Source organism: Brachybacterium sp. (genome assembly GCF_052095815.1).
GTDB lineage: Bacteria > Actinomycetota > Actinomycetes > Actinomycetales > Dermabacteraceae > Brachybacterium.
Genome location: NZ_JBQDLF010000039.1, coordinates 1 through 20,296, shown reverse-complemented (window position 1 = coordinate 20,296; position 20,296 = coordinate 1). Strand labels below are relative to the sequence as shown.

Genomic DNA, 20,296 nt, shown 5'->3' with positions numbered 1-20,296 from the left:
CTGAAGCGCCCGAGCACGCGACCGTTGAGGATGTCTGGCCGTTCGCCCCGCCGCCCCGTCTCCCCGCCATTCCGCCACGACCCACCGACACCACTCTTGAGGACTTCATCGCATGGCTCATCTGCTCGGCACCCAATCCCTGCACGTCGCGCTGCCCGACCGCGTGCTGCTGGATGACATCACCGTCGGGATCGACGAGGGCGACCGGATCGGGGTGGTGGGGCGCAATGGTGATGGCAAGTCCACCCTGCTGCGGCTGTTGGCGCGTTTCAGGGAGCCCGACGAGGGCCGGGTCACCGTGCGCGGCGGGGTCCGGGTCGGTGTGCTGAGCCAGCAGGACGAGGCGACAGCCGAGACCAGCGTGCATGAGCGCGTGCTCGGCGATCGACCGGACTACGAGTGGGCCTCGGATCCGCGGATCCGCGATGTGCTCGAAGGACTGCTCGGGGGCATCGACCTGGATGCTCCGCTGACCGATCTCTCCGGCGGCCAGCTGCGGCGCGTCCACCTGGCAGAGCTGCTCGTGGGCGACTGGGACGTGCTCCTGCTCGATGAGCCCACCAACCATCTCGACGTCGAGGGGATCTCCTGGCTCGCGGAGCATCTGCGCCGACGCTGGAGCCCGAAGGATGGCGGGCTGGTGGTGATCACGCACGACCGCTGGTTCCTCGACGCGGTGTGCACCCGGATGTGGGAGGTGCACGACGGGATCGTCGAGCCCTTCGAGGGCGGCTACGCGGCCTATGTGCTGCAGCGCGTCGAGCGGGACCGGCAGGCGGCGACCATCGAGTCGAAGCGGCAGAACCTGATGCGCAAGGAGCTGGCCTGGCTGCGCCGGGGTGCACCTGCCCGGACCGCGAAGCCGAAGTTCCGCATCGATGCCGCCAATGAGCTGATCGCCGGGGAGCCGCCGGTGCGGGACACCGTCGAGCTGACCCAGCTGGCGACCTCGCGGCTGGGCCGCGACGTGATCGATGTGCTCGATGTCGACGCCGGTTATGACGATCTCACCGTGCTGCGCGATGTCACCCTGCATATCGGGCCAGCGGATCGCATCGGCGTGCTGGGCCCCAACGGGGCCGGCAAGTCCACGCTGCTCGCACTGATCACCGGGGACCTCGAGCCGCAGGCGGGCCGGGTCAAGCGGGGCAAGACGGTGACTGTCTGCCAGGTGTCGCAGCGGCTCGAGGGGCTCGAGGAGCATCTGAACTCCAGGGTCAGCGATGTGGTGGCGAAGTACCGCACCACCTTCCGGGCAGGGAAGGACGAGGTCTCCCCCGGACAGCTGCTGGAGCGTCTCGGCTTCACGACGGCGCATCAGAAGGTTCTGGTGGGAGCACTCTCCGGTGGGCAGCAGCGACGCCTGAACCTGCTGTTCACCCTCCTTGAGGAGCCCAATGTGCTCGTGCTCGACGAGCCGACGAACGACATGGACACCGACATGCTCGCTGCCATGGAGGATCTGCTGGACACCTGGCCCGGGCCGCTGATCGTCGTCTCCCACGACCGGTACCTGCTGGAGCGGGTCACCGATATCCAGTACGCGGTGCTCGACGGTGCGGTGAGGCATGTGCCGGGCGGCGTCGAGCAGTACCTCGCGCTGCGGGCAGAGGGCCTGCGTGAGGATGCGGCATCTGGTGGGTCCTCGTCGGCGAAGGGCGCGGCTGGACGCTCTGCGGGAGCGAAGGCTGCGGGGTCGAAATCTGCGGGAGCGAAGTCAGCGGGTGGCTCCGCTGGCGCTGGCGGCGGCGCGTCCGAGTCCGCATCGAATGTGTCGGGGGCGCAGGCTCATACGGCGCAGAAGGAGCTCGGTGCGATCGAGCGGAGGATGAAGAAGCTCGACAAGCAGACGACGTCGCTGCATTCCACACTCGCGGCGCACGACCAGTCCGACTATGTCGGGCTGCAGAAGATCACCGATGAGCTGCGCGCTGTCGAGGCGGAGATCGAGGAGCTCGAGGAGCGCTGGCTGGAGCTGTCCGAGCTGCTCGAGTGAGGGCGGTCCGGAATCCCTGGAGGCCTCGTGCAGGGACTCCTTACAGGCCGTCGATTTACTGGCTGTCGAGTTGCCAGCTGTCGAGCTACCAGCTGTCGATGATGTCGAGGTGCGGAGTGAAGATGTAGTCGGTGCGCCCCTGGAGGAGCCAGTGCCGATTGCGTCGGGCATTGCGAAATCTCGGATGCGGATCGGTGAGATCGAGAGCCCTGCGCTCCACTCGTGCGAAGGCTCGATGGAACGAAGCATTGGGATCCTCTGGACCACCCGGGGGAACGCCCGCGATCGGGTCGCGCCGTTCTTCGTCGGCGCCGGGATGTACTGCGGAGACCGTGTCATCGTCGGGCGCGCCGCTTTCGGGGTCTGACGCATCTCTCATCTGTCGTGCTGACTCGTCCAGGAGTCTGAGCCCGGTGCCGAGGGGGTCGAAGTTGATGCCCCGTCGCCTGGCCTTCTGTCCGTATCGGCTTGTCCACTCGACAGTGCGTCTGACGCCGTTCTCGTCGGTGATGACCCGGGCTCTCTCGCCGGATTCTTCCTTCTGGTTGTCGCCGACGCACACGCCGTTGCCGTTGAGAAGAGAGGTGGGGCCTCCCTGCGACCAGGGAACGATGTGATCGTTCTGCCGGATGTTCGCGTCGCAGTAGGGCGCGCGACAGGTCTGGTGACCCAGGCGAAGGAATCGGGCGAGGGCGGGCGGGAACTCACGGGAGACGGAATCGACGGCGACGAGCTGCCCGTCCTCTGGGTCGAGGTAGAGCCGACGGAGGGCCATGGTCAGATCGGGGTCGTCCACATCTGACGTCGCCGCATCGAGCATCTCCTGGCGGATGTGTTCGTACGGCACCGGGCCGTAGCCCTCGATGGTGGCGGCGTCGGCGTGCTCGGGTGCGAGCAGGGAGCGGTCCGTGATGATGACGGCGATCTCCAGCGTGGAGGGGTCGATCCCTTCTCCGCGTCCGATCAGGGCATCGGCGAAGAGGTCCGCCATGATCTGCTGATGGCCGCGCCGGTCGCCGTGGGCGCGAGCCTTCTCCGCAGCCACCGAGAGCCCTTTGCGGATTCGGGCCCCGTCGAGCGCCGGCAGGTGCGCGGTGACAGTGCACATGCCGTGCTCACCCCGGCGCACAGTGATGCTGCGATCTCGCTTCGCTGTGCGGTGGCGGTCCGCAGCGCCACGAGGGTCCAGTCCGTGCAGCACCTTGGCTGCTTCACCGGCCAACTCTTCAGGGCCGCAGCCATCGAGGTAGGGCAGGTGGGCCGCGAGGATCTCATCGACCTGGGTGCGCTGAGCGGGGGTTGCCGGCCCCATCGTGCGACCCACCTTGTGCGCAGAGGTGGCAAGGATCCGGCCCTGCGCGAGCGCGGTGAGCATGCCGGGCATGGAGAGGACCAGCCGGCGAGAGGAGGACATCGACTGGCCGACGCAGGACTTCGACTGCTTCAGGGCTTTCGATGTCTCCGAGCGTGCGATCTTCACCGCCTGCTTCGGCGTGTCCTCGCGGCGCAGGGAATCTTCCTTGACCACGTGCTCCAGGTGGACCAGCGCCCGTGCCTGCACCGCTGCGATCGCACCGTTCAGATCCTGGACCCGCGCCAGCAGCGAGATGGTCTCGGACGCGGCCAGCTTCTCCAGCGCGAACGACCCGTCCGCACCGATCTCAGCAAGCACGGAACGCACAGCGGTGATGTCGGTGTCACCGATCCACAGCTCTTCGTCGTTCGCGGAGATCGGGAGTGTGCTGCGCCGCCGAATGCGTGCCGCGACGGACCGGGGCCCTGACACCTCCGAGCCCGAGCCCGATCCTTCGCCCGCACCCGCATGGCGAGACGCATCACCAGAAACGCCGCGCCCGGCCTCCTGGGAGTCTGCATCATCACTGTGCGACTGATCTGTCATGGCGCCATTTTCGCACACCTATTCGACGAAAGGAAGGCGCGAGGGAACTCTACCAATCAGTAATCTTGAATTGTGGATAACTGGGAGTGTGGAGGAACCGTCGCGGCAACTGCGAAGTGCGGGAACGGCACTATCCTGCTATTCACGGGCAGCATACGAAGCGGCCAGGCGGCCTCATCGAAGCAGGTCCAGATGTTGTACAACTGAGGGCGCCAAGACACCACATCCACACAGACATTTCCAATCGCTGCTTTCTCTTGCATTATTCACAGACGGAGCCATATAGTCACGTGGGACACGCACGACCGGCGTCCGGACACCGAAATAGCGATCCCTTTACCATCAACTTCGCAATCACAGATCGCACCGAGAGGAACAGCAGGTAGCCGCGGATGACCAGTTTGTCCGCGCTCGATGGGCACCTGGAAGTGCCCCGTACAGAACGAGGTCTCCGGCTACCGGTGGCGATGCTCAGCGCATTGGAAGGTGGCCAGCGCGTCGGAAGGTGGTCAGCGCATTGGAAGGTGGTCAGCGCGTTGGAAAATGGCCAGCGCGTTGGAAGATCGTGAGCCCCATAGAGCCCATGGAGTCCCAGCTCGATCGAGGCCCCGAAACGACGATCTCGCTGCCGGCAGAGTGAAGAGCCCCGACGCATAAGCGCGAGACTCCGTCGCTCGACGCTCAGCTCGCTTCGAGCACGCTCGCCCCCGGCGCGGAACCCCGCGCCACCAGGCAGCTCTCGACGAGTCCATCGCGCATCAGTCCCGCGGCGATTCCTCGGGCCTGCGCTTCGTCCTCGACCAGCACGGCGACCGTCGGCCCTGAGCCGCTGACCAGCGCGGCCGGCGCTCCCAGCCGTTCGGCGGCCTCGACCACCGGCTCCAGGCGCGGATGCAGCGCGAACGCTGCGGCCTGCAGATCGTTGTGCAGGGTATCCGCCAGCAGTTCGAGGTTCGCGCCGCTGAGCGCCTGCAGCTGCCGCTCATCCAGATCCGGCTGCTCGGGCAGTGCACGCCCGTTCGTCAACGAGATCTCGTCGAACTTCCGGAACACCTCCGGCGTCGAGAGGTGACCGCCGGGGACCGCGAGCAGCCAGGTCCATTCGCCATGGGTGAGCACGGTGGTGAGGTCGGTGCCGTTGCCGCGCCCCAGCGCCGTGTGGCCGAGCATCGCGAAGGGGACGTCGGCTCCCAGCTGCGCTCCGAGCTCGCGCAGCTTCTCGCTGCCGAGCCCGGTCCCCCACAGGCGGTCGAGCGCGACCAGCGTCGCCGCGGCGTCCGCCGACCCGCCGCCCATGCCGCCGGCGATCGGCACCTGCTTGTGGATGTGCAGCGCAGCGCCGACCTCCAGAGCGCATTCCTCACGCAGCAGCTGAGCCGCCCGCAGGGCGAGGTTGCTGCCATCCAGAGGGAGCTCTCCGGGGACTTCCGAGGTGAGCTCCAGGCTGAGAGTGCTCGCACGGGTCGCGGTGACCGTCTCGTAGAGGTCGACTGCCTGGAACACCGTGGCCAGGGAGTGATAACCGCGTCCGTCAACCCCGCCCACCATGAGCGACAGATTGATCTTCCCCGGGGCGCGGACGACCACGCGGTCCAGTGCGGACGGCATCAGAGGGCCTCACCCTCGGTCCGTGCCAGCCCCTGTTCCGCCCGGGCGATGGCCCGGAACTGATCGATCTCCAAGGTCTCGCCACGGGCGCCGGGGTCGATGCCGGCGGCGCGCAGGATCTGCTCGGAACGCGGTGCGGTCCCAGCCCAGCCGGCGAGCGCGGCACGCAGTGTCTTGCGGCGCTGGGCGAAGGCGGCATCGATGATCGTGAAGACCGACTCCCGCTCCTCGGCGGTGCCGAGCGGCTGCTCGTGCCGCACCAGCTCCACGAGCGCCGAGTCGACGTTGGGAACCGGCCAGAAGATCTGTCGGGAGATCTTCCCCGCATGCACGGCCCGCCCGTACCAGGCGAGCTTCACGCTGGGGCCGCCATAGGTGCGCGAGCCCGGGCCGGCGATGAGACGGTCCACCACCTCGGACTGCACCATCACGAGGGCCGAGCGGAGGGAGTCGAAGCGCTCGAGCATCGTGAGCAGGATGGGGGTGGCGACGTTGTAGGGAAGATTGGCGACCAGCGCGGTCGGCTCACCCGCTCGGGGCAGCGCAGGCAGCTCGGTCACCTGAAGGGCGTCGTCGTGGAGGAGCTGGAAGCGGTCGTCCTCGACGCCACGGGCACGCAGCGTGAGCGGGAGCAGCTCGGCCAGGCCGCGATCCAGCTCGACGGCGACCACGTCGGCCCCCGTCTCGAGCAGGCCGAGCGTCAGGGACCCCAGTCCGGGTCCTACCTCGAGCACCGCCTGCCCCGGCTCCACGTGGGCACGGCCGACGATGGTCCGCACGGTGTTCGGGTCCATCACGAAGTTCTGCCCGCGCTGCTTCGAGGGCCGGATGCCCGCGGCCTCGGCGAGGTCACGGATATCGCGCGCGGTGAGCAGGAGCCCTGCGCTGGGCGTCGTCTCGCCGCTCATGCCGCCACCTCCAGAGGCCATCGGTAGACATCCTGGGTGGTGGTGCGGATCGCGCGGCATGCCTGCTCCAGGTCGGTGCCCGTCACCTCGGCGATGGTGGCCATGGTGTGAGGGATCAGGTAGGAGGAGTTGGGTCGCCCGCGGTAGGGCACCGGGGTGAGGAAGGGTGCGTCGGTCTCGACCATCACCTGACCGAGTCCCACCTCCGCGAGCGCGGTGCGCAGGTAGCCGGCGCTGCTGAAGGTCACGGTCCCGGCGAAGGAGAGGAACCAGCCGCGATCCACGCAGGTGCGCGCGAACTCGGCATCGCCGGAGAAGCAGTGGAAGACGGTGCGTTCGGGGGCGCCATCGGCCTCGAGGACTTCGAGGACGTCGCGATGGGCGTCCCGGTCATGGATCTGCAGCGGCAGATCGAGTTCCCTGGCGAGCGCGATGTGGGCGCGGAACGACTCGATCTGGGCGGTGCGGGCCTGGTCGTCGTCCCGTGAGGTGCGGAACCAGTCCAGCCCCGTCTCCCCCACGACCACCATTCCGGGGCCGCGCAGCAGTTCGGACACCTCGGCGATCGCCTCATCCAGCCCCACCAGTTCACGGCCCTTTTGGTCCTTGCCCCGTGCATGGAGCGCCGCCTCGTTGGGGTGCACGGCGATACCGCCGCGCAGGGTGGGCGGGCATGTCTCCGAGGCGAGCAGTGCCGCGGTCCAGCGCACCGCCTCGAGATCCGAACCGATCGTGATCTGCGCATCGACGCCGACGGCGGCGGCCCGTGCGACATGGTCGAGCACGCTGAGCTGCTCGTCTCCGTCGGCGAAGTCGAGATGGCAGTGGTTGTCGATCACAGGGAAGGGCAGCGGCTCCGGGATCGCGGGCCAGGAGCGGTCACGCTTCTTCCCGCGAGGATCGATGTCCTCACGGTCGCGCACCGGCGGCGGGACCGCGGCGCCGGACGGGTTCTGGTGCTCAGACGGCATGCGACCATGGTAGGAGGATCGGGGTGAACCCAGGACCAACGGGGCGCCCCCGAGCCGCGAGCGTGACCAGACTGTGCCCGGTTCGGCCAGAGAGGGACCTCAAGCCGGCGCGCTGAGTGAGGTGCGACGCATCCCACCACTCCGGTGCGATAGCTCACGGGCCCGGAGCGAGCGGTGAAGGCCACGATGTGGCAAGATGAGTCGTCGTTGTGCGTCCTTTCGTGCACCCGAGCGCCCCGATTCCTCACGGACCGGGTTCGGGTCGCTGCTCGGGACGGGCGTCAACGCCAGTTCACCCTCCGGACCGTCAAGGAGCATCCCATGGCAGTGCCCAAGTTCAAGATGTCCCGTGCGCGCACGCACTCCCGCCGCTCGCAGTGGAAGGCCAACAACGCCGACCTCGTGCAGGTGACGGTTCGTGGCCGCACCGCTTCCGTGCCGCGTCGCCTCGCAAAGGCGTACCAGCGCGGCCTCCTCCAGATCGAGGACTGATCGACGTACTGCGAGCTTGCGAGCGGTAGGAAATCAGTCGAGTAGTCGCAGACTGATCTCGATCAAGGAGTGATCCGGCGCGGGCCCAGCCCGCTCCACCGAGATCTCCGCCGACGCCCCCGACAGCAGCTGCTGTCGGGGGCGTCGTCATGTTCGCTCCTGTTCGGTGGCAGCGATGATCCGCGCCCCGTCAGCCACGGAGTCGCGGCTGCGGTGCTGCAGCCGCAGTCCCTCACCGCGGCGAGTCAACCGCGATGCCTCAGCTGCGCCGCTTCAGCGCGAGGTCGTAGAGCTCACTCGCGCCGACCCCGGGATGCGCCCGGGCGAGCTCCTTGGCGGCATCCTTGAGCCGCTCCCCTGCCGCAGCCCGGGCCAGCACCTGCTCGACGAGGCTCTCAGCAGTGACAGCGGCGGGCTCGGCCCCTGCCACCACGAGCACCACCTCTCCGAGCACGTCGCCGTCGGCGGCCCAGGCAGCGAGCTCGGCCAGCGTGCCGCGCACGATCTCCTCATGGGTCTTGGTCAGCTCCCGGGCGACAGCGCCGCGGCGGTCCACCCCGAAGGCCTCAGCCATCGCGGCGAGCGTGGCGGCGGTGCGGCGCGGCGACTCGAAGAAGACCATGGTGCGCAGTTCGGATGCGAGCGGTTCCAGCGCTGAGGCCTTGCGACCCTCGCGCCGCGGAGGGAAGCCCTCGAAGGTGAAGTGGTCCGGGGCGATCCCGGAGGCGGCCAGCGCGGTCAGCACCGCCGAGGGGCCGGGGATCACGGTGACCCGGAAGCCCGCCTCGGCCGCCGCCCGCACTGCCTCGAAGCCCGGGTCGGAGACCACCGGCATCCCGGCATCGGTGACGATCAGCACCCGCTGCCCTGCCGCGAGCGCTTCGAGCAGCACGCCCGTCCGTTCGGCCTCGTTGTGCTCGTGGTACGAGAGGATCCGCCCGCTGGTCTCCACCTCGAGATCGCGCACCAGGCGGGCGAGCCGTCTGGTGTCCTCGGCGGCGATCAGGTCCGCCTCGGCCAGCGCACGCATCAGGCGCACCGAGGCGTCGAGCGGATTGCCGATAGGGGTGGCGGCGAGGGTGAGGACTCCGGGTTCGAGCATCTGGCCATGCTAACCAGCCTGCGGCTCGCGGGCACTCCGCTGTCGCTCCCCGCGCGCCCCGCTGCTCCCGCCGGGTGATGTCCTAGCATGTGCGGGTGCACACGGAGGAGGAAGCCACCCACCGCGCCCCCGTCGAGGACGAGCCGGGCGCGCTACTCGCCTCCTACCGTCGGCGGCTGAAGACCTTCGACCTGCCGCTGTCCCGGATGGCATGGGCCGGGGCGATGGCTGTGTTCGGGCTGGCACTGGTGCTGCGCCTGTGGGGCCTGGGGTCTGTCGAGGAGCTGATCTTCGACGAGACCTATTACGTCAAGGACGGCTACGCCATCACCCAGGAGGGTGTGGAGATGTCCTGGCCCGAGGAGCCGGACGCCGCCTTCGAGGCCGGGGATGTGGACTCCTACGAGCCCAAGGGCGCGTACGTGGTCCATCCTCCGCTGGGCAAGTGGCTGATCGGCGGCGGGATGCTGCTGCTGGGCGCGGACAACCCCTGGGGCTGGAGGATCTCCTCGGCGGTGCTGGGCTCGATCGCGGTGCTGCTGCTGGCACGGATCGGCCGACGGCTGTTCCGCTCGACCACCGCCGGTCTGATCGCGGGCCTGCTGCTGGCGATCGACGGGGTGTCCCTGGTCCACTCCCGCACCAGCCTGCTGGACCCCTTCTTGATGTTCTTCGTGCTCGCGGCGTTCGGTGCACTGCTGATCGACCGTGATCGCTTCCGCGAGCGACTCGCGCTGGCCTCGGCGGCGATGCACGCCAGCGCCGAGAGCGCCCCTCCGCTCGGGGTCTCAGGCGGGATCCGGCCCTGGCGCCTGCTGGCCGGCCTGCTGCTGGGGATGGCCTGCTCGGTGAAGTGGTCCGGGCTCTACTTCGTCGCGGTGTTCGGGATCATGACGGTGCTGTGGGACTGGTGGGCGCGCCGCACCATCGCCCAGCGCGACTGGCTGCTGGGCGGCCTGGTCCGGGATGCCGTGCCCGCCTTCCTCGCGATCGTCGGCATCGCGCTGGTCACCTATGTGGCGTCGTTCGCCGGCTGGTTCGCCTCTGCGGTCGGCTACAACCGCCACCTCACGGCGGAGCAGGACATGGCCACCGGCAACGGGGTGCTCGACTCGCTGTTGTCGCTGTGGCTCTACCACCGCCAGGCCTATTCCTTCCACGTCGGGCTGGATTCGGAGCATCCCTATGCGGCGCACCCTGCGGGCTGGCTGTTGCAGCTGCGCCCCACGAACTTCTACTACCGCTCCTACGAGTATGGGGAGCAGGGATGCGAGGTCGCCAAGTGCGGCGCGCACATCCTCTCGGTCGGCAATCCGCTGATCTGGTGGCTGGGGACGCTGGCGCTCCTGGTGACGCTGGTGATCGCGGTGGTCTTCCGGGATGGACGGGGCTGGGCAGCGCTGTCGGGAATCGCCGCCGGCTACCTCCCGTGGCTGATGTACACCGACCGCACGATCTTCACCTTCTACGCCGTGGCGTTCTCGCCCTGGCTGATCCTGTGCCTGGCCTATGTGATGACGCTGGTGATCGGTCCCGCCGGCGCGGACAGGGAACGACGGCTGGCGGGCGGTCTGTTCGTCGGCTCCCTGCTGGTGCTGATCGTCCTGGTCTCCGCGTTCTTCTGGCCGGTATGGACCGGCCAGGTGCTCGACGTCGAGCAGTGGCGGTACCGCATGTGGCTGCCGTCCTGGACCTGAGCCGACACGGTACGTCGCGGCAGCACCGGCCGCTACGATTGCCCCATGGCCCCAGATTCCTCAGCGCTGCGTGATCTCGCCCGCGACCTCGGTGTCAGCACCCAGTACTGGGGCTGGGACGGCACCCTCAAAGATGTCGCCGACGACACCTTGCACGCGATCCTCGGCGCGCTCGGTGCGCCCGCGAGCACCGAGGAGGACATCGCCTCCGTACGGCGCGCGCGTGAACGTGCCCCTTGGGAGCGCACGCTCCCCCCGGTGACCGTGCTGCGCGAGGACCGCGCCACCACGGTTCCCGTCCATATCGAGCACGGCACAGCGGTGAGCCTGCACCTGCGGCTCGAGGACGGCGGCCGCCGCGACCTCCACCAGGCTGAGGACCACACCCCGCCCTTCGAGCTCGACGGGACGCTGCGGGGCCGCGCACGCTTCTACGTGCCGCTCGGACTGCCGCTGGGCTGGCATCGACTGGTCGCCGAGACCTCGCAGGGCCCGGTCGAAGCGGACCTCGTGGTCACGCCCGCCCGGCTGACCGTCCACGCCGAGTACGCCGCCCGGCGCGCATTCGGGATCCAGGCCCAGCTGTACTCGGTGCGCTCGGAGCGCTCCTGGGGCATCGGCGACCTCGCCGACATGCGCGATCTCGCCGCGATCAGCGGCGCCCGCCACGGAGCAGACTTCCTACTGGTCAATCCCCTGCACGCCTCCTACCCGACCCCGCCTGTCGAGCCGTCCCCCTATCTGCCGGTCACCCGCCGCTTCACCAGTGCGCTGTACCTGCGCATCGAGGACGTCCCTGAGCACCGGGAGCTGTCCGACTTCGCCCGGCAGCGAGTGAGTCTCCTGCGCGAGGGCGTGTCCGACTGGAACGACCGCGTGGACCGCCTCGAACGCGACGAGGTGCTCACGGCGAAGCTGCAGGCGCTCGAGGAGCTGTTCGGGGTGCCGCTGACCGCGGGACGGCGAGCGCTGCTGGATGCCTACCGTGCCCGTGAGGGGCAGGGGCTGGAGGACTTCGCGCTGTGGTCCGCGATCGCGGAGTCGGTGCGCGGCACGGCCGATGAGGCCTGCCTGCAGAACCTCGATGAGGCCACCCTCGAGCAGGCCCGTCGCGAGCTGTCCGGGCGGATCGACTTCCACGTCTGGACGCAGTGGCTGCTGGACGAGCAGATGAGCGCCGCCCAGACCGCGGCGCGCGATGCCGGGATGCGGATCGGGATCATGCACGATCTCGCCGTCGGGGTCGAGCAGATCGGTGCGGACTCATGGCGGCTGCGCAACGTGCTCGCCGCCGGTGTCGGCGTCGGTGCGCCGGCCGATCAGTACAACCAGCAGGGCCAGAACTGGCATCAGCCGCCGTGGCATCCCGAGCGGCTGCGCGACGCCGCCTATCGGCCGTGGCGGGACATGCTGCGCACCCTGATGCGCCATGCGGGGGCGCTGCGGATCGATCATGTGCTCGGGCTGTTCCGGCTGTGGTGGATCCCTGAGGGTCATGGGGCGGCCGACGGCGCCTACGTCTCCTACGACCATGAGGCGATGATCGGCATCCTCGTCCTGGAGGCGCAGCGCTCGAACACCCTGGTAGTCGGGGAGGACCTCGGCACCTTCGAGCCGTGGGTGCGGGACTACCTCGTGGACCGCGGCATCCTGGGCACCTCGATCCTGTGGTTCGAGTACGACGGCGAGGGCCGTCCGCTGCGCGCCGAGGACTACCGCACCCTGTGCATGGCCTCGGTCAACACCCACGATCTGCCGCCCACGGCCGGCTACCTGGCGGGCGACCATGTGGCGCTGCGCCACGAGCTGGGACTGCTCGAGCGGGATCTCGCCGAGGAGCTCGAGGCTGACGCGACCGGTCGCGAGCAGGTGCTCGACGTGCTGCGCGGCGAGGGGCTGCTCGCCCCGGGCGCGGATATCGAGCAGACCGTGCTGGCCCTGCACCGCCACCTGGCACGGACCCCGTCGATGCTGCTGGGCGTCTCGCTCGTGGACTGCGTCGGTGAGCGGCGCATCCAGAACCAGCCCGGCACCGACGAGGAGTACCCGAACTGGCGGATCCCGCTGGCGGACGCCGATGGCACCCCGGTGTCGATCGACGACATCGCGACCGACGAGCGCACCGCGCGCCTGCTGGCGGCGGTGCGCGAGGGCATCAGCTCGCGGTGACCTGACCCCACTCGGCCCGCCGGTCGAGGAACTCGCGGGCTGCGGCCTGCGCACCCTCGAGGTTGTGGTGGGCGCCCCAGCCGCACTGGACCTCATTGGCGGCGGGCACCTCGGTCGCGGTCAGCAGATCCTGCAGCGTGGCCTCGAGGACGGGGGCGAAGCCCTCGGTGGAGTGGTCGCCCACCAGCAGCACGTAGAAGCCGGTGCGGCAGCCCATCGGGGAGACGTCCAGGACGTCGCCGGAGTGGTTGCGCATGTGCTCGGCCATCATGTGCTCGAGCGAATGGACAGTCTCGGACTCGAGGTGGGCGACATTGGGCTGGGTGAAGCGCACATCGAGCTTCGTCAGCACGTCACCACCGGGCAGCTCCTTGCGATCCGCGATGCGGAGGTAGGGCGCGGCGACGGTGCGGTGGTCGAGGTTGAAGCTCTCGACGTTCATGCGGGGCTGCTCGGTCATCGGTGATGCTCCTTCGTGGGCTCGTTCATGGGGCTGGGTCGAGGCTGGTTCGGGGCTGGGTCGGGGCTGGTTCTTGGTCAGCGGCTGGAACGTGAGGTCCGGCCGCGGACCACGCCGACGAATTCCTGGCGCACCGGATCGTCCGCTGCGCGCGGCCAGGCCAGGGCGATACGGGTGGGCTCAGCATCGTGCAGCGGCCGGGCGACGGCATCCTTGCGGTGGTGGAGCCGGGCGAGCGAGAGGGGGACGCGGGTGTAGCCGACTCCTGCGGCGACGACGGCGATCCGTTCTGCCGCGTCGTCGGGGAGTGCGGAGGGGATCTCGGTCTCGTCCACCAGGTCCTCCTCGCCGACCTCGTCGAGCAGGCTGAGCACATTCTCGGTGCCCACCATGATCGCGGCGCGCTCCTCCCACAGCGAGACCATGTGCAGCTCCTCCGCCACCAGCGGCAGACGCACGAAGCACATGTCGACCTCTCCTGCCGTGAGCGCCTCGTGCTGGCGCGAGAGCGGGACGGGGACCAGCTCGAGCCAGGCGTCCCGGTGGCCGGACTTCCATCGGCGCAGGAAACGGTCAGGTTCGACGCCGGGCACGAAGCCGACGCGCAGGGGGGTGGAGTGCATGCCCCCAGCCTACGGCTCCTCGGTCTGTTCTCTCTGCTCCTGCCAGGCTTGTTACGGCCTGCTCTACCGCTCGGGCTGCTCCCGCTGGGTCTAGTCCTGCTGGCTCTGCTCCCGCTGGGTCTGTTCCCGCTGGGCGCGGGCGAGCACTCGCATCAGATCGGCGGTGAAGCGGCCGGGCGCCTTGAGGTTCACCATGTGGTCGCCGTAGGGAAGCAGCTCCAGACGGCCATGCGGGGCGGCTGCGACGAGGCTCCGCTCATGTGAGCGCAGGTGGTCGCTCCGGCCGTGCAGGAAGGTGACCGGAGCATCGATCCGGCGCAGATCGTCGTGCAGGTCCAAGGAAGCAACCGCGGCGAAGGCGGGGGCGATCACGGAGGCGTCCGCTCGGCCGCCGCGCAGGTAGGCCCGAGCTCCGTCCTGCCCGAGGATCCAGGTGAAAGGGTCACCGCTCCTGCCGCTGCGCATGCCCGGCACGAGATCTGTGCCCCGGATCAGTGCCCCGTACAGGCTCGCTCCACGCGGGCCGGGCTGGAGGGCCGCCCCGCAGGCGGTGAGCGAGCCGAGTGCCCCCGGGACTGCGGCGAGTCGCGCGGCGACGTGGATCGCGAGCATGCCGCCGAGGGAGCTGCCCACCAGGTGCACCGGTTCGCCGATGCGCTGGTGGCTGTGGAGGACTGCGTCCTCGATCGCTGCCACGGCGGCCGGGAGCGTGAACGGCTCACCGCGGCGGGTGCCGTGTCCGGGCAGGTCCGGCGTGACCACCTGGTGCCCCGCGGCGCGCAGCGATGGCAGCTGGAGGTCCCACTGGCTATGGGAGGTGCGAGTGCCATGCACCAGGACGACCGGCCAGGGGCCCGGCAGCTGTGCCGCGCCGTCGGTGGCGTCCAGCAAGGCGGCGTCAGCGGCATCCAGCGCGGCGGCGTCTGCGGCGTCCTTCGCGGCGTCGTGGTCTGTGTTCATTCCGTCATGCTCACACCAGCGCGCTCGCCCGTGCGGAGCGGTCCAGCAACTTCGCGAACCGCTTCGGTCGGGAGAGGTTCGCGATATGACCGGCATCGGAGAGGATCACCAGCTCCGCGTCCCGGGCGGCCTCGATGAACAGTGCCTCGTGGCGTCGGAACGGATCGTGCTCGCCGTTGATGAACGTGATCGGGACGTCGATCTCCGCGATATCTGCGAGCAGATCGAGACCGCCGATGAGCCGCACCACGGCATGGACCACCCCATGGGCGCGACCACCGCCGTAATAGCGCTTGGCCGCCTTGCGGGTGTGACGGCGGGCGAAGGCGCGGGCCACCCGGGCGTCGGAATCGCCGGGCAGCCAGTCCTTCATCGAGATCCACAGCCCGTAGAGCCGGGCCGTCGCGGGTCCCGGCACGATGGTGCAGTCCGCCGCGACCACCCCGGCCAATCGGCTCGGATGGGTGCCGGCCCAGTGCAGGGTCAGGTAGCCGCCGAGGGACAGCCCGACCAGCAGCGGACGCTCCGCGCACGCGCCGACGGCCTCGTCGATCGTCGCCAGCGCACCGTCGAGGCTGAACTCCTCGTCACGACGACGGCCATGCCCGGGAAGATCCGGGGCGATCACCTCATAGCCCCGCTCGCGCAGCCGTCGCACCTGCCCCTTCCACATCGTCCGTGAGGAACGGATGGCATGGATCAGCACGATGCTCTGCGTCATGGTCGTCCGCTCCCCGCTCAGCCCTGCCCGCCGCACGATCTTCCCGAACGACAGCGTAGCGCCGTCCGTGCGGGCACCGGGAGGCCGGGCCACGCGCTCGACCAGATGAGCAGGAGGGTGAGCAGGGGGTGAGCAGGGCGGGTGAGCATGTCCCGTGAACAGGACGGGTGAGCACGGATAGCCTTCGCCCATGCCCAGCTACCGCATGCATGTGCCCATCGGGACGCTCCACCCCGGCTGCTCCCCCGGCGATGTCATGGAGCAGGCCGTGCTCGCCCTCGGCACCCTGCACGTGGTCGAGCAGAAGGAGGTGGAAGCACCTCTGGTGGCCGGACGACGGGTCGGGCGGGTGGCACTGCGCTTCGCGGTCGACGCGAGCGTTCGCAGCACGGAGGATGCTGTCGCACGCCATGCCCTTGCGGTGGTCATCGAGCATCTCGAGGACACGGCCGCCCGCGTGGCCCCGGGCAGCGCCGTGGTGCTCACCCGAGGCATGGGCGGCCGGTTCCACCCGATTCCCACGACAGCCGGGGCCTGAGAGACGTCAGGCGTGCGGAATGCGGCCGATGGGGGCAATACCGATGGTGCATCATGAGCGCATGAGAATCGCAGTGACGGGTGGCTCGGGAAAGCTTGGACGCACGGTGGTCAGCAGCCTCCGTGACCACGGACATCTGGTCGTGAATCTCGACCAGTCAGGGGAACGGGGCTCCGGTTTCGTGCGCATCGACCTGCGCGATGCCGGCCAGGTGCTCGACGCGCTCACCGGCATCGATGAACAGGCACCTGAGGGGTTCGACGCCGTCGTGCACCTCAGCGCGATTCCGGCGCCGGGGCTCGCGACCAACACTGCGACGTTCCAGAACAACCTCCTCAGCACCTACAACGTGTTCAACGCCGCGATCAAGGCCGGCATCACGAACATCGTGACCGCCTCGAGCGAGACGGTGCTGGGACTGCCCTTCGACACCCCACCCCCGTACATCCCGGTCGACGAGGACTACGCGGCGCGCCCGGAATCGACCTACTCGCTCTCGAAGCACCTCGAGGAGCAGATGGCGATCGAGCTGACGCGCTGGCATCCGGAGCTGAAGATCATCGCACTGCGCTTCTCGAACGTCATGGATGGGGCGGACTACGCCGAGTTCCCGTCCTTCGATGCCGATGCGACGCTGCGCAAATGGAATCTCTGGGGTTACGTCGACGGCCGTGACGGCGCCGAGGCCGTGCGTCTCGCGCTCGAGCACCGGGCCCCTGGCTTCGACCGCTTCATCATCGCCGCCGCCGATACCGTGATGTCGCGCGACAACACCGAGCTCGTCGCCGAGGTCTTCCCTGATGTCCCCGTGCACGGCGACATCGCGGGCAACGGGACGCTGCTGTCGATCGACAGGGCCCGCACCGTCCTGGGCTTCGAGCCGAAGCACAGCTGGCGCAGACCGGTGTGAGGACCGGAGCCCCGTAACTCCAGAGCGCGGGCCCGGGCGGAGGAGTGCTCGAGCACGCGGCGTCGACGTCGTGCTGAGCCCTCCGGCTGAGGTCCTCCGACTGACGCTGCGCTCGCCCTATCCGTCGATCGGCTGCGGGGCCCGCGCCTCGTCCGCCAGCTCGCGGGCGAGGGAATCTGGCTGATCGCAGAGGTCCGCGCCATCGGTTCCGAGACAGGTCTCCCCGAGCAGCTCGAGCAGCATTCCCGCAGGAATGTCCGTCCTCTCGTGCATCGGGCTGATCGCGCTGACGGTCCACTCCACGGAGGTCGCACCGGGCAAGGGCGCCTGACCCAGCCCCTCGGCCTGCGGCCTCGCCGCGACATGCTGCGGGACGATGGCGATGCCGAGCCCGCGCCTGACCAGGTCGAGCAGGGTGTGGACGTCGTTGACGCTGCAGCGCACCCGGCGGGAGATCCCATGCGCGGCCAGCAACTCATCGTTCAGCGTGCGCACACCCCAGGAAGCACCGAAGTCCACGAACGCCTGCCCGTCCAGCAGATCCCAGCTGAGCTCCGAGTGCGAGGCCAGCGGATGAGCAGGCGGCAGGAGCACCACCAGCGGCTCATGGCCGAGCGGCACATGCCGTACGGCCCCCAGATGCCGAGTGGTCGCGACGAAGGCGACGTCGAGGTGCCCGGTGCGCACGGCATCGACCAGCTCATGGGAACCGGACTGGACGAACTCTGTCTCCACCAGGGGATACCGGCGATGGAAGCGCTCCAGGAGTGCGGCGACGTCGACGAGGCCGAGGCACTGCTCGGCACCGACCCTCAGCGAGCCGGTGACGGTGCGGCTGACCCTGACCACGGCGTCGCGGGCCCGCGCCGCCTCATCGAGGATCGCGCGGGCGTGCGGGAGCAGCGCATAGCCCGCGGGGGTGGGCTCGACCCTGCGGGTGGTGCGGTCGAAGAGCGGCGTGCCGAGCTCCGTCTCCAGACTGCGGATCGCCGAGGACAGTCCCGATTGGGAGATGCCCGCGAGGTCCGCGGCGCGCGTGAAGTGCCGCTCCTCCGCGAGGGCGACCACATATTCCATCTGGCGAAGCTCCATTGACCACTCCTGCTTCTCAATCTCATCGATGCAAGCTGTTGGACGAGTAGATTACGCGCTTCTAGTCTGTCCTGCATGACATCAGTTCCCACCCTCACCCTGAACTCCGGCCATCGCATCCCCCAGCTCGGCTACGGCGTCTTCAAAGTTGCGCCGGCTGAGGCCGAGGAAGCAGTGAGCACCGCCCTGGAGCTCGGCTACCGGCATATCGACACCGCCGCGATCTACGGCAATGAAGAGGGCGTCGGCGCTGCGATCGCGCGCAGCGGCATCCCGCGCGACGAGCTGTTCGTGACCACCAAGCTGTGGAATGACCAGCAGGCGGGCGAGGCCCCGCACGACGCGATCCGCACGAGTCTGGAGAAGCTGGGCCTCGACTACGTCGACCTCTACCTCACGCACTGGCCGACCCCCGAGAAGAACACCTACTCCAACGCCTGGGAGAAGCTCATCGAGATCCGCGACGCGGGTCTCTCCCGCTCCATCGGGGTCTCGAACCATCTTCCCGAGCATCTGGATCGCATCGTCAAGGACACGGGAGTCGTCCCCGCTGTCGACCAGATCGAGCTGCACCCGGCCCATCAGCAGAGCGACATCCTGGCCTGGGGTGCCGAGCACGGCATGCACATCGAGTCGTGGGGCCCGCTGGGGCAGGGCAAGTACCCTCTGTTCGAAGCTCCGGCCGTCGCCGCAGCCGCAGCAACGCATGAGGTGTCTCCCGCTCAGGTGGTGCTCCGCTGGCACCTGCAGCGCGGCATCATCGTCTTCCCGAAGTCCGTGCACCGCGAGCGCATGGCCCAGAACCTCGACGTGTTCGGCTTCGAGCTCACCGCGGACGAGGTCTCCAGGATCGACGCCCTCGATCCTCGTGACGGCTCCGGACGCGTGGGCGGCCACCCGCTCGAGGTCAACTGACCGCCCCGCCTTCCGCGAGCAACCTCCACCCCATATGACGACCAAGGGACACGATCTCGACCATGAAGACCTTCACACTGCCGGGCACGGACATCACCGTTCCCAATGTGACCCTGGGACTGATGCGCATCCAGGACAAGACCGATGACGAGGTGCGGACCCTGATCCGTACCGCTCGGGAATCCGGCATCAGCTTCCTCGATCACGCCGACGTCTACGGCTCCGACCTCCACGGCTGCGAGCGACGCTTCGCCGAGGCTCTCCAGCTCTCCGCGAGCGAGCGCGCCGACTGGGTGATCCAGACGAAGGCCGGGATCGTGCCCTCGGGGCCCTACTTCGACTTCTCCTACGAGCACATCATCGAGTCCGTCGAAGGATCGCTCAAGGCCCTGGGCACCGACTACATCGACATCCTCCTCCTGCACCGGCCGGACGCGCTGGTGGAGCCCGAAGAGGTCGCTCGGGCCTTCGACGAGCTCGAGGCCGCGGGCAAGGTCCGTGCCTTCGGAGTCTCCAACCACACGCCCCGCCAGATCGATCTGCTGCGCAAGTTCGTGCGGCAGCCGATCGTCGCCAATCAGGTGCAGCTCTCCATCACGCACTCACCGCTGATCGCCCAGGGCGTGGCGGCCAACATGCAGGCGCTCGATCAGTCGATCACCCGCGACGACGGCCTGATCGACTACTGCCGGCTCCACGACATCACGCTCCAGGCGTGGTCGCCGTTCCAGGCCGGGTTCTTCAACGGACCGTTCCTCGGCTCGCCGGACTATCCGGAGCTGAACGAGGTCATCGATCGGCTCGCGGCGAAGTACGACGTCCCCGCGATCGCGATCGCCGTCGCCTGGATCACGCGCCATCCCGCTCGGATGCAGGTCGTCCTCGGCACCACCACGCCGCAGCGGGTGGCTGATGCGGCGCTCGGCTCCGAGGTTCCTCTCGAGCGTTCGGAGTGGTACGACCTGTTCCGCGCTGCGGGGTACACGGTCCCCTGAGCCCGCCGGCACACATAGCAGAAGCGGGCGCTGGCGGGGTGGCCGTAGCGGTCAGAGGCCGGGGGTGAGGGGGATATGGGGGGGCTGTTGGGGGGGTGGTCGCCCCGCGCGGGGGATGGGGGGTGGGGGGGGCGGCCGGGCCCCGCCCGCCCCCCACCGGCGGCGGGCCCCCCCCCCCCCCCCGCGTCGTCGGCATCTCCGACGAGGCGATGGGGGAGAGGGTCCACGCGTCCGTTGTG

The 20,296-nt window shown here is 69.0% G+C and carries 18 protein-coding genes; 8 read left to right on the top strand and 10 right to left on the bottom strand.

From position 1 onward, the window contains the following. Positions 1 to 112 precede the first annotated feature (112 nt). A complete protein-coding gene (locus ACTH43_RS14130; protein ID WP_441445538.1) occupies positions 113 to 1,996 on the top strand; it encodes an ABC-F family ATP-binding cassette domain-containing protein in 1,884 nt (627 codons plus the stop codon). Positions 1,997 to 2,081: 85 nt separating this feature from the next. On the opposite strand, the gene ACTH43_RS14125 is transcribed toward ACTH43_RS14130, so the two are convergent. The 4 genes from ACTH43_RS14125 to ACTH43_RS14110 form a co-directional block, all read right to left on the bottom strand. Continuing rightward, the gene (locus tag ACTH43_RS14125) at positions 2,082 to 3,782 is read right to left on the bottom strand and encodes a DUF222 domain-containing protein (RefSeq protein WP_441445537.1); all 1,701 of its coding nucleotides are present in this window, start codon (positions 3,780 to 3,782) and stop codon (positions 2,082 to 2,084) included. 795 nt (positions 3,783 to 4,577) lie between these two features. Beyond that, entirely contained in the window at positions 4,578 to 5,504 is a 927-nt protein-coding gene (locus tag ACTH43_RS14120) for a 4-(cytidine 5'-diphospho)-2-C-methyl-D-erythritol kinase (RefSeq protein ID WP_441445536.1), read from the bottom strand. Then, the gene (gene rsmA, locus ACTH43_RS14115) at positions 5,504 to 6,412 is read right to left on the bottom strand and encodes a 16S rRNA (adenine(1518)-N(6)/adenine(1519)-N(6))-dimethyltransferase RsmA (RefSeq protein WP_441445535.1); all 909 of its coding nucleotides are present in this window, start codon (positions 6,410 to 6,412) and stop codon (positions 5,504 to 5,506) included. The genes ACTH43_RS14120 and rsmA overlap by 1 nt, the downstream gene beginning before the upstream one ends. Further along, complete coding sequence (locus ACTH43_RS14110; RefSeq protein WP_441445534.1) at positions 6,409 to 7,383, bottom strand: TatD family hydrolase; 975 nt, start codon at positions 7,381 to 7,383, stop codon at positions 6,409 to 6,411. The genes rsmA and ACTH43_RS14110 overlap by 4 nt, the downstream gene beginning before the upstream one ends. Positions 7,384 to 7,704: 321 nt before the next feature. On the opposite strand from ACTH43_RS14110, the gene rpmF reads away from it, so the two are divergent. Beyond that, positions 7,705 to 7,875, top strand: coding sequence for a 50S ribosomal protein L32 (gene rpmF / locus ACTH43_RS14105; protein ID WP_096799564.1), 171 nt, complete (start codon positions 7,705 to 7,707; stop codon positions 7,873 to 7,875). Positions 7,876 to 8,134: 259 nt separating this feature from the next. Here the strand turns inward: rpmF and rsmI are convergent, their stop codons facing one another. Next, positions 8,135 to 8,977, bottom strand: a complete 843-nt coding sequence (rsmI, locus tag ACTH43_RS14100) for a 16S rRNA (cytidine(1402)-2'-O)-methyltransferase (protein WP_441445533.1) — start codon at positions 8,975 to 8,977, stop codon at positions 8,135 to 8,137. Positions 8,978 to 9,072: 95 nt separating this feature from the next. Between rsmI and ACTH43_RS14095 the strand changes: the two genes are divergently transcribed. Together ACTH43_RS14095 and malQ are read left to right on the top strand one after the other, a co-directional pair. Beyond that, a complete protein-coding gene (locus tag ACTH43_RS14095) occupies positions 9,073 to 10,674 on the top strand; it encodes a dolichyl-phosphate-mannose--protein mannosyltransferase (RefSeq protein WP_441445532.1) in 1,602 nt (533 codons plus the stop codon). 45 nt (positions 10,675 to 10,719) lie between these two features. Then, positions 10,720 to 12,843, top strand: coding sequence for a 4-alpha-glucanotransferase (malQ, locus tag ACTH43_RS14090; protein ID WP_441445531.1), 2,124 nt, complete (start codon positions 10,720 to 10,722; stop codon positions 12,841 to 12,843). On the opposite strand, the gene ACTH43_RS14085 is transcribed toward malQ, so the two are convergent. The 4 genes from ACTH43_RS14085 to ACTH43_RS14070 all read right to left on the bottom strand — a co-directional run bounded on the left by ACTH43_RS14085 (position 12,830) and on the right by ACTH43_RS14070 (position 15,607). Then, a complete protein-coding gene (locus ACTH43_RS14085; protein ID WP_441445530.1) occupies positions 12,830 to 13,303 on the bottom strand; it encodes an S-ribosylhomocysteine lyase in 474 nt (157 codons plus the stop codon). The genes malQ and ACTH43_RS14085 overlap by 14 nt on opposite strands. Positions 13,304 to 13,380: 77 nt before the next feature. Continuing rightward, a complete protein-coding gene (locus ACTH43_RS14080; RefSeq protein WP_441445529.1) occupies positions 13,381 to 13,926 on the bottom strand; it encodes a LysR substrate-binding domain-containing protein in 546 nt (181 codons plus the stop codon). 90 nt (positions 13,927 to 14,016) lie between these two features. Continuing rightward, complete coding sequence (locus ACTH43_RS14075) at positions 14,017 to 14,886, bottom strand: alpha/beta fold hydrolase (protein ID WP_441445528.1); 870 nt, start codon at positions 14,884 to 14,886, stop codon at positions 14,017 to 14,019. A 10-nt stretch (positions 14,887 to 14,896) separates the two neighbouring features. Then, on the bottom strand, positions 14,897 to 15,607 hold the full coding sequence (locus ACTH43_RS14070) for an alpha/beta fold hydrolase (protein WP_441445527.1): 711 nt from the start codon (positions 15,605 to 15,607) through the stop codon (positions 14,897 to 14,899). A 190-nt stretch (positions 15,608 to 15,797) separates the two neighbouring features. Between ACTH43_RS14070 and ACTH43_RS14065 the strand changes: the two genes are divergently transcribed. Together ACTH43_RS14065 and ACTH43_RS14060 are read left to right on the top strand one after the other, a co-directional pair. Then, positions 15,798 to 16,145, top strand: coding sequence for a hypothetical protein (locus ACTH43_RS14065; RefSeq protein ID WP_441445526.1), 348 nt, complete (start codon positions 15,798 to 15,800; stop codon positions 16,143 to 16,145). Positions 16,146 to 16,206: 61 nt separating this feature from the next. Then, positions 16,207 to 17,055 (top strand): NAD-dependent epimerase/dehydratase family protein, encoded by an 849-nt coding sequence (locus ACTH43_RS14060; protein WP_441445525.1) that lies wholly within the window; start codon positions 16,207 to 16,209, stop codon positions 17,053 to 17,055. Positions 17,056 to 17,172: 117 nt separating this feature from the next. Here the strand turns inward: ACTH43_RS14060 and ACTH43_RS14055 are convergent, their stop codons facing one another. Next, the gene (locus tag ACTH43_RS14055; protein WP_441445524.1) at positions 17,173 to 18,147 is read right to left on the bottom strand and encodes a LysR family transcriptional regulator; all 975 of its coding nucleotides are present in this window, start codon (positions 18,145 to 18,147) and stop codon (positions 17,173 to 17,175) included. 75 nt (positions 18,148 to 18,222) lie between these two features. Here ACTH43_RS14055 and ACTH43_RS14050 point away from each other — a divergent pair, with 75 nt between their 5' ends. After that, the gene (locus ACTH43_RS14050; protein ID WP_441445523.1) at positions 18,223 to 19,062 is read left to right on the top strand and encodes an aldo/keto reductase; all 840 of its coding nucleotides are present in this window, start codon (positions 18,223 to 18,225) and stop codon (positions 19,060 to 19,062) included. 62 nt (positions 19,063 to 19,124) lie between these two features. Further along, positions 19,125 to 20,057 (top strand): aldo/keto reductase, encoded by a 933-nt coding sequence (locus tag ACTH43_RS14045; protein WP_441445522.1) that lies wholly within the window; start codon positions 19,125 to 19,127, stop codon positions 20,055 to 20,057. The last annotated feature ends 239 nt before the right edge of the window (positions 20,058 to 20,296 follow it).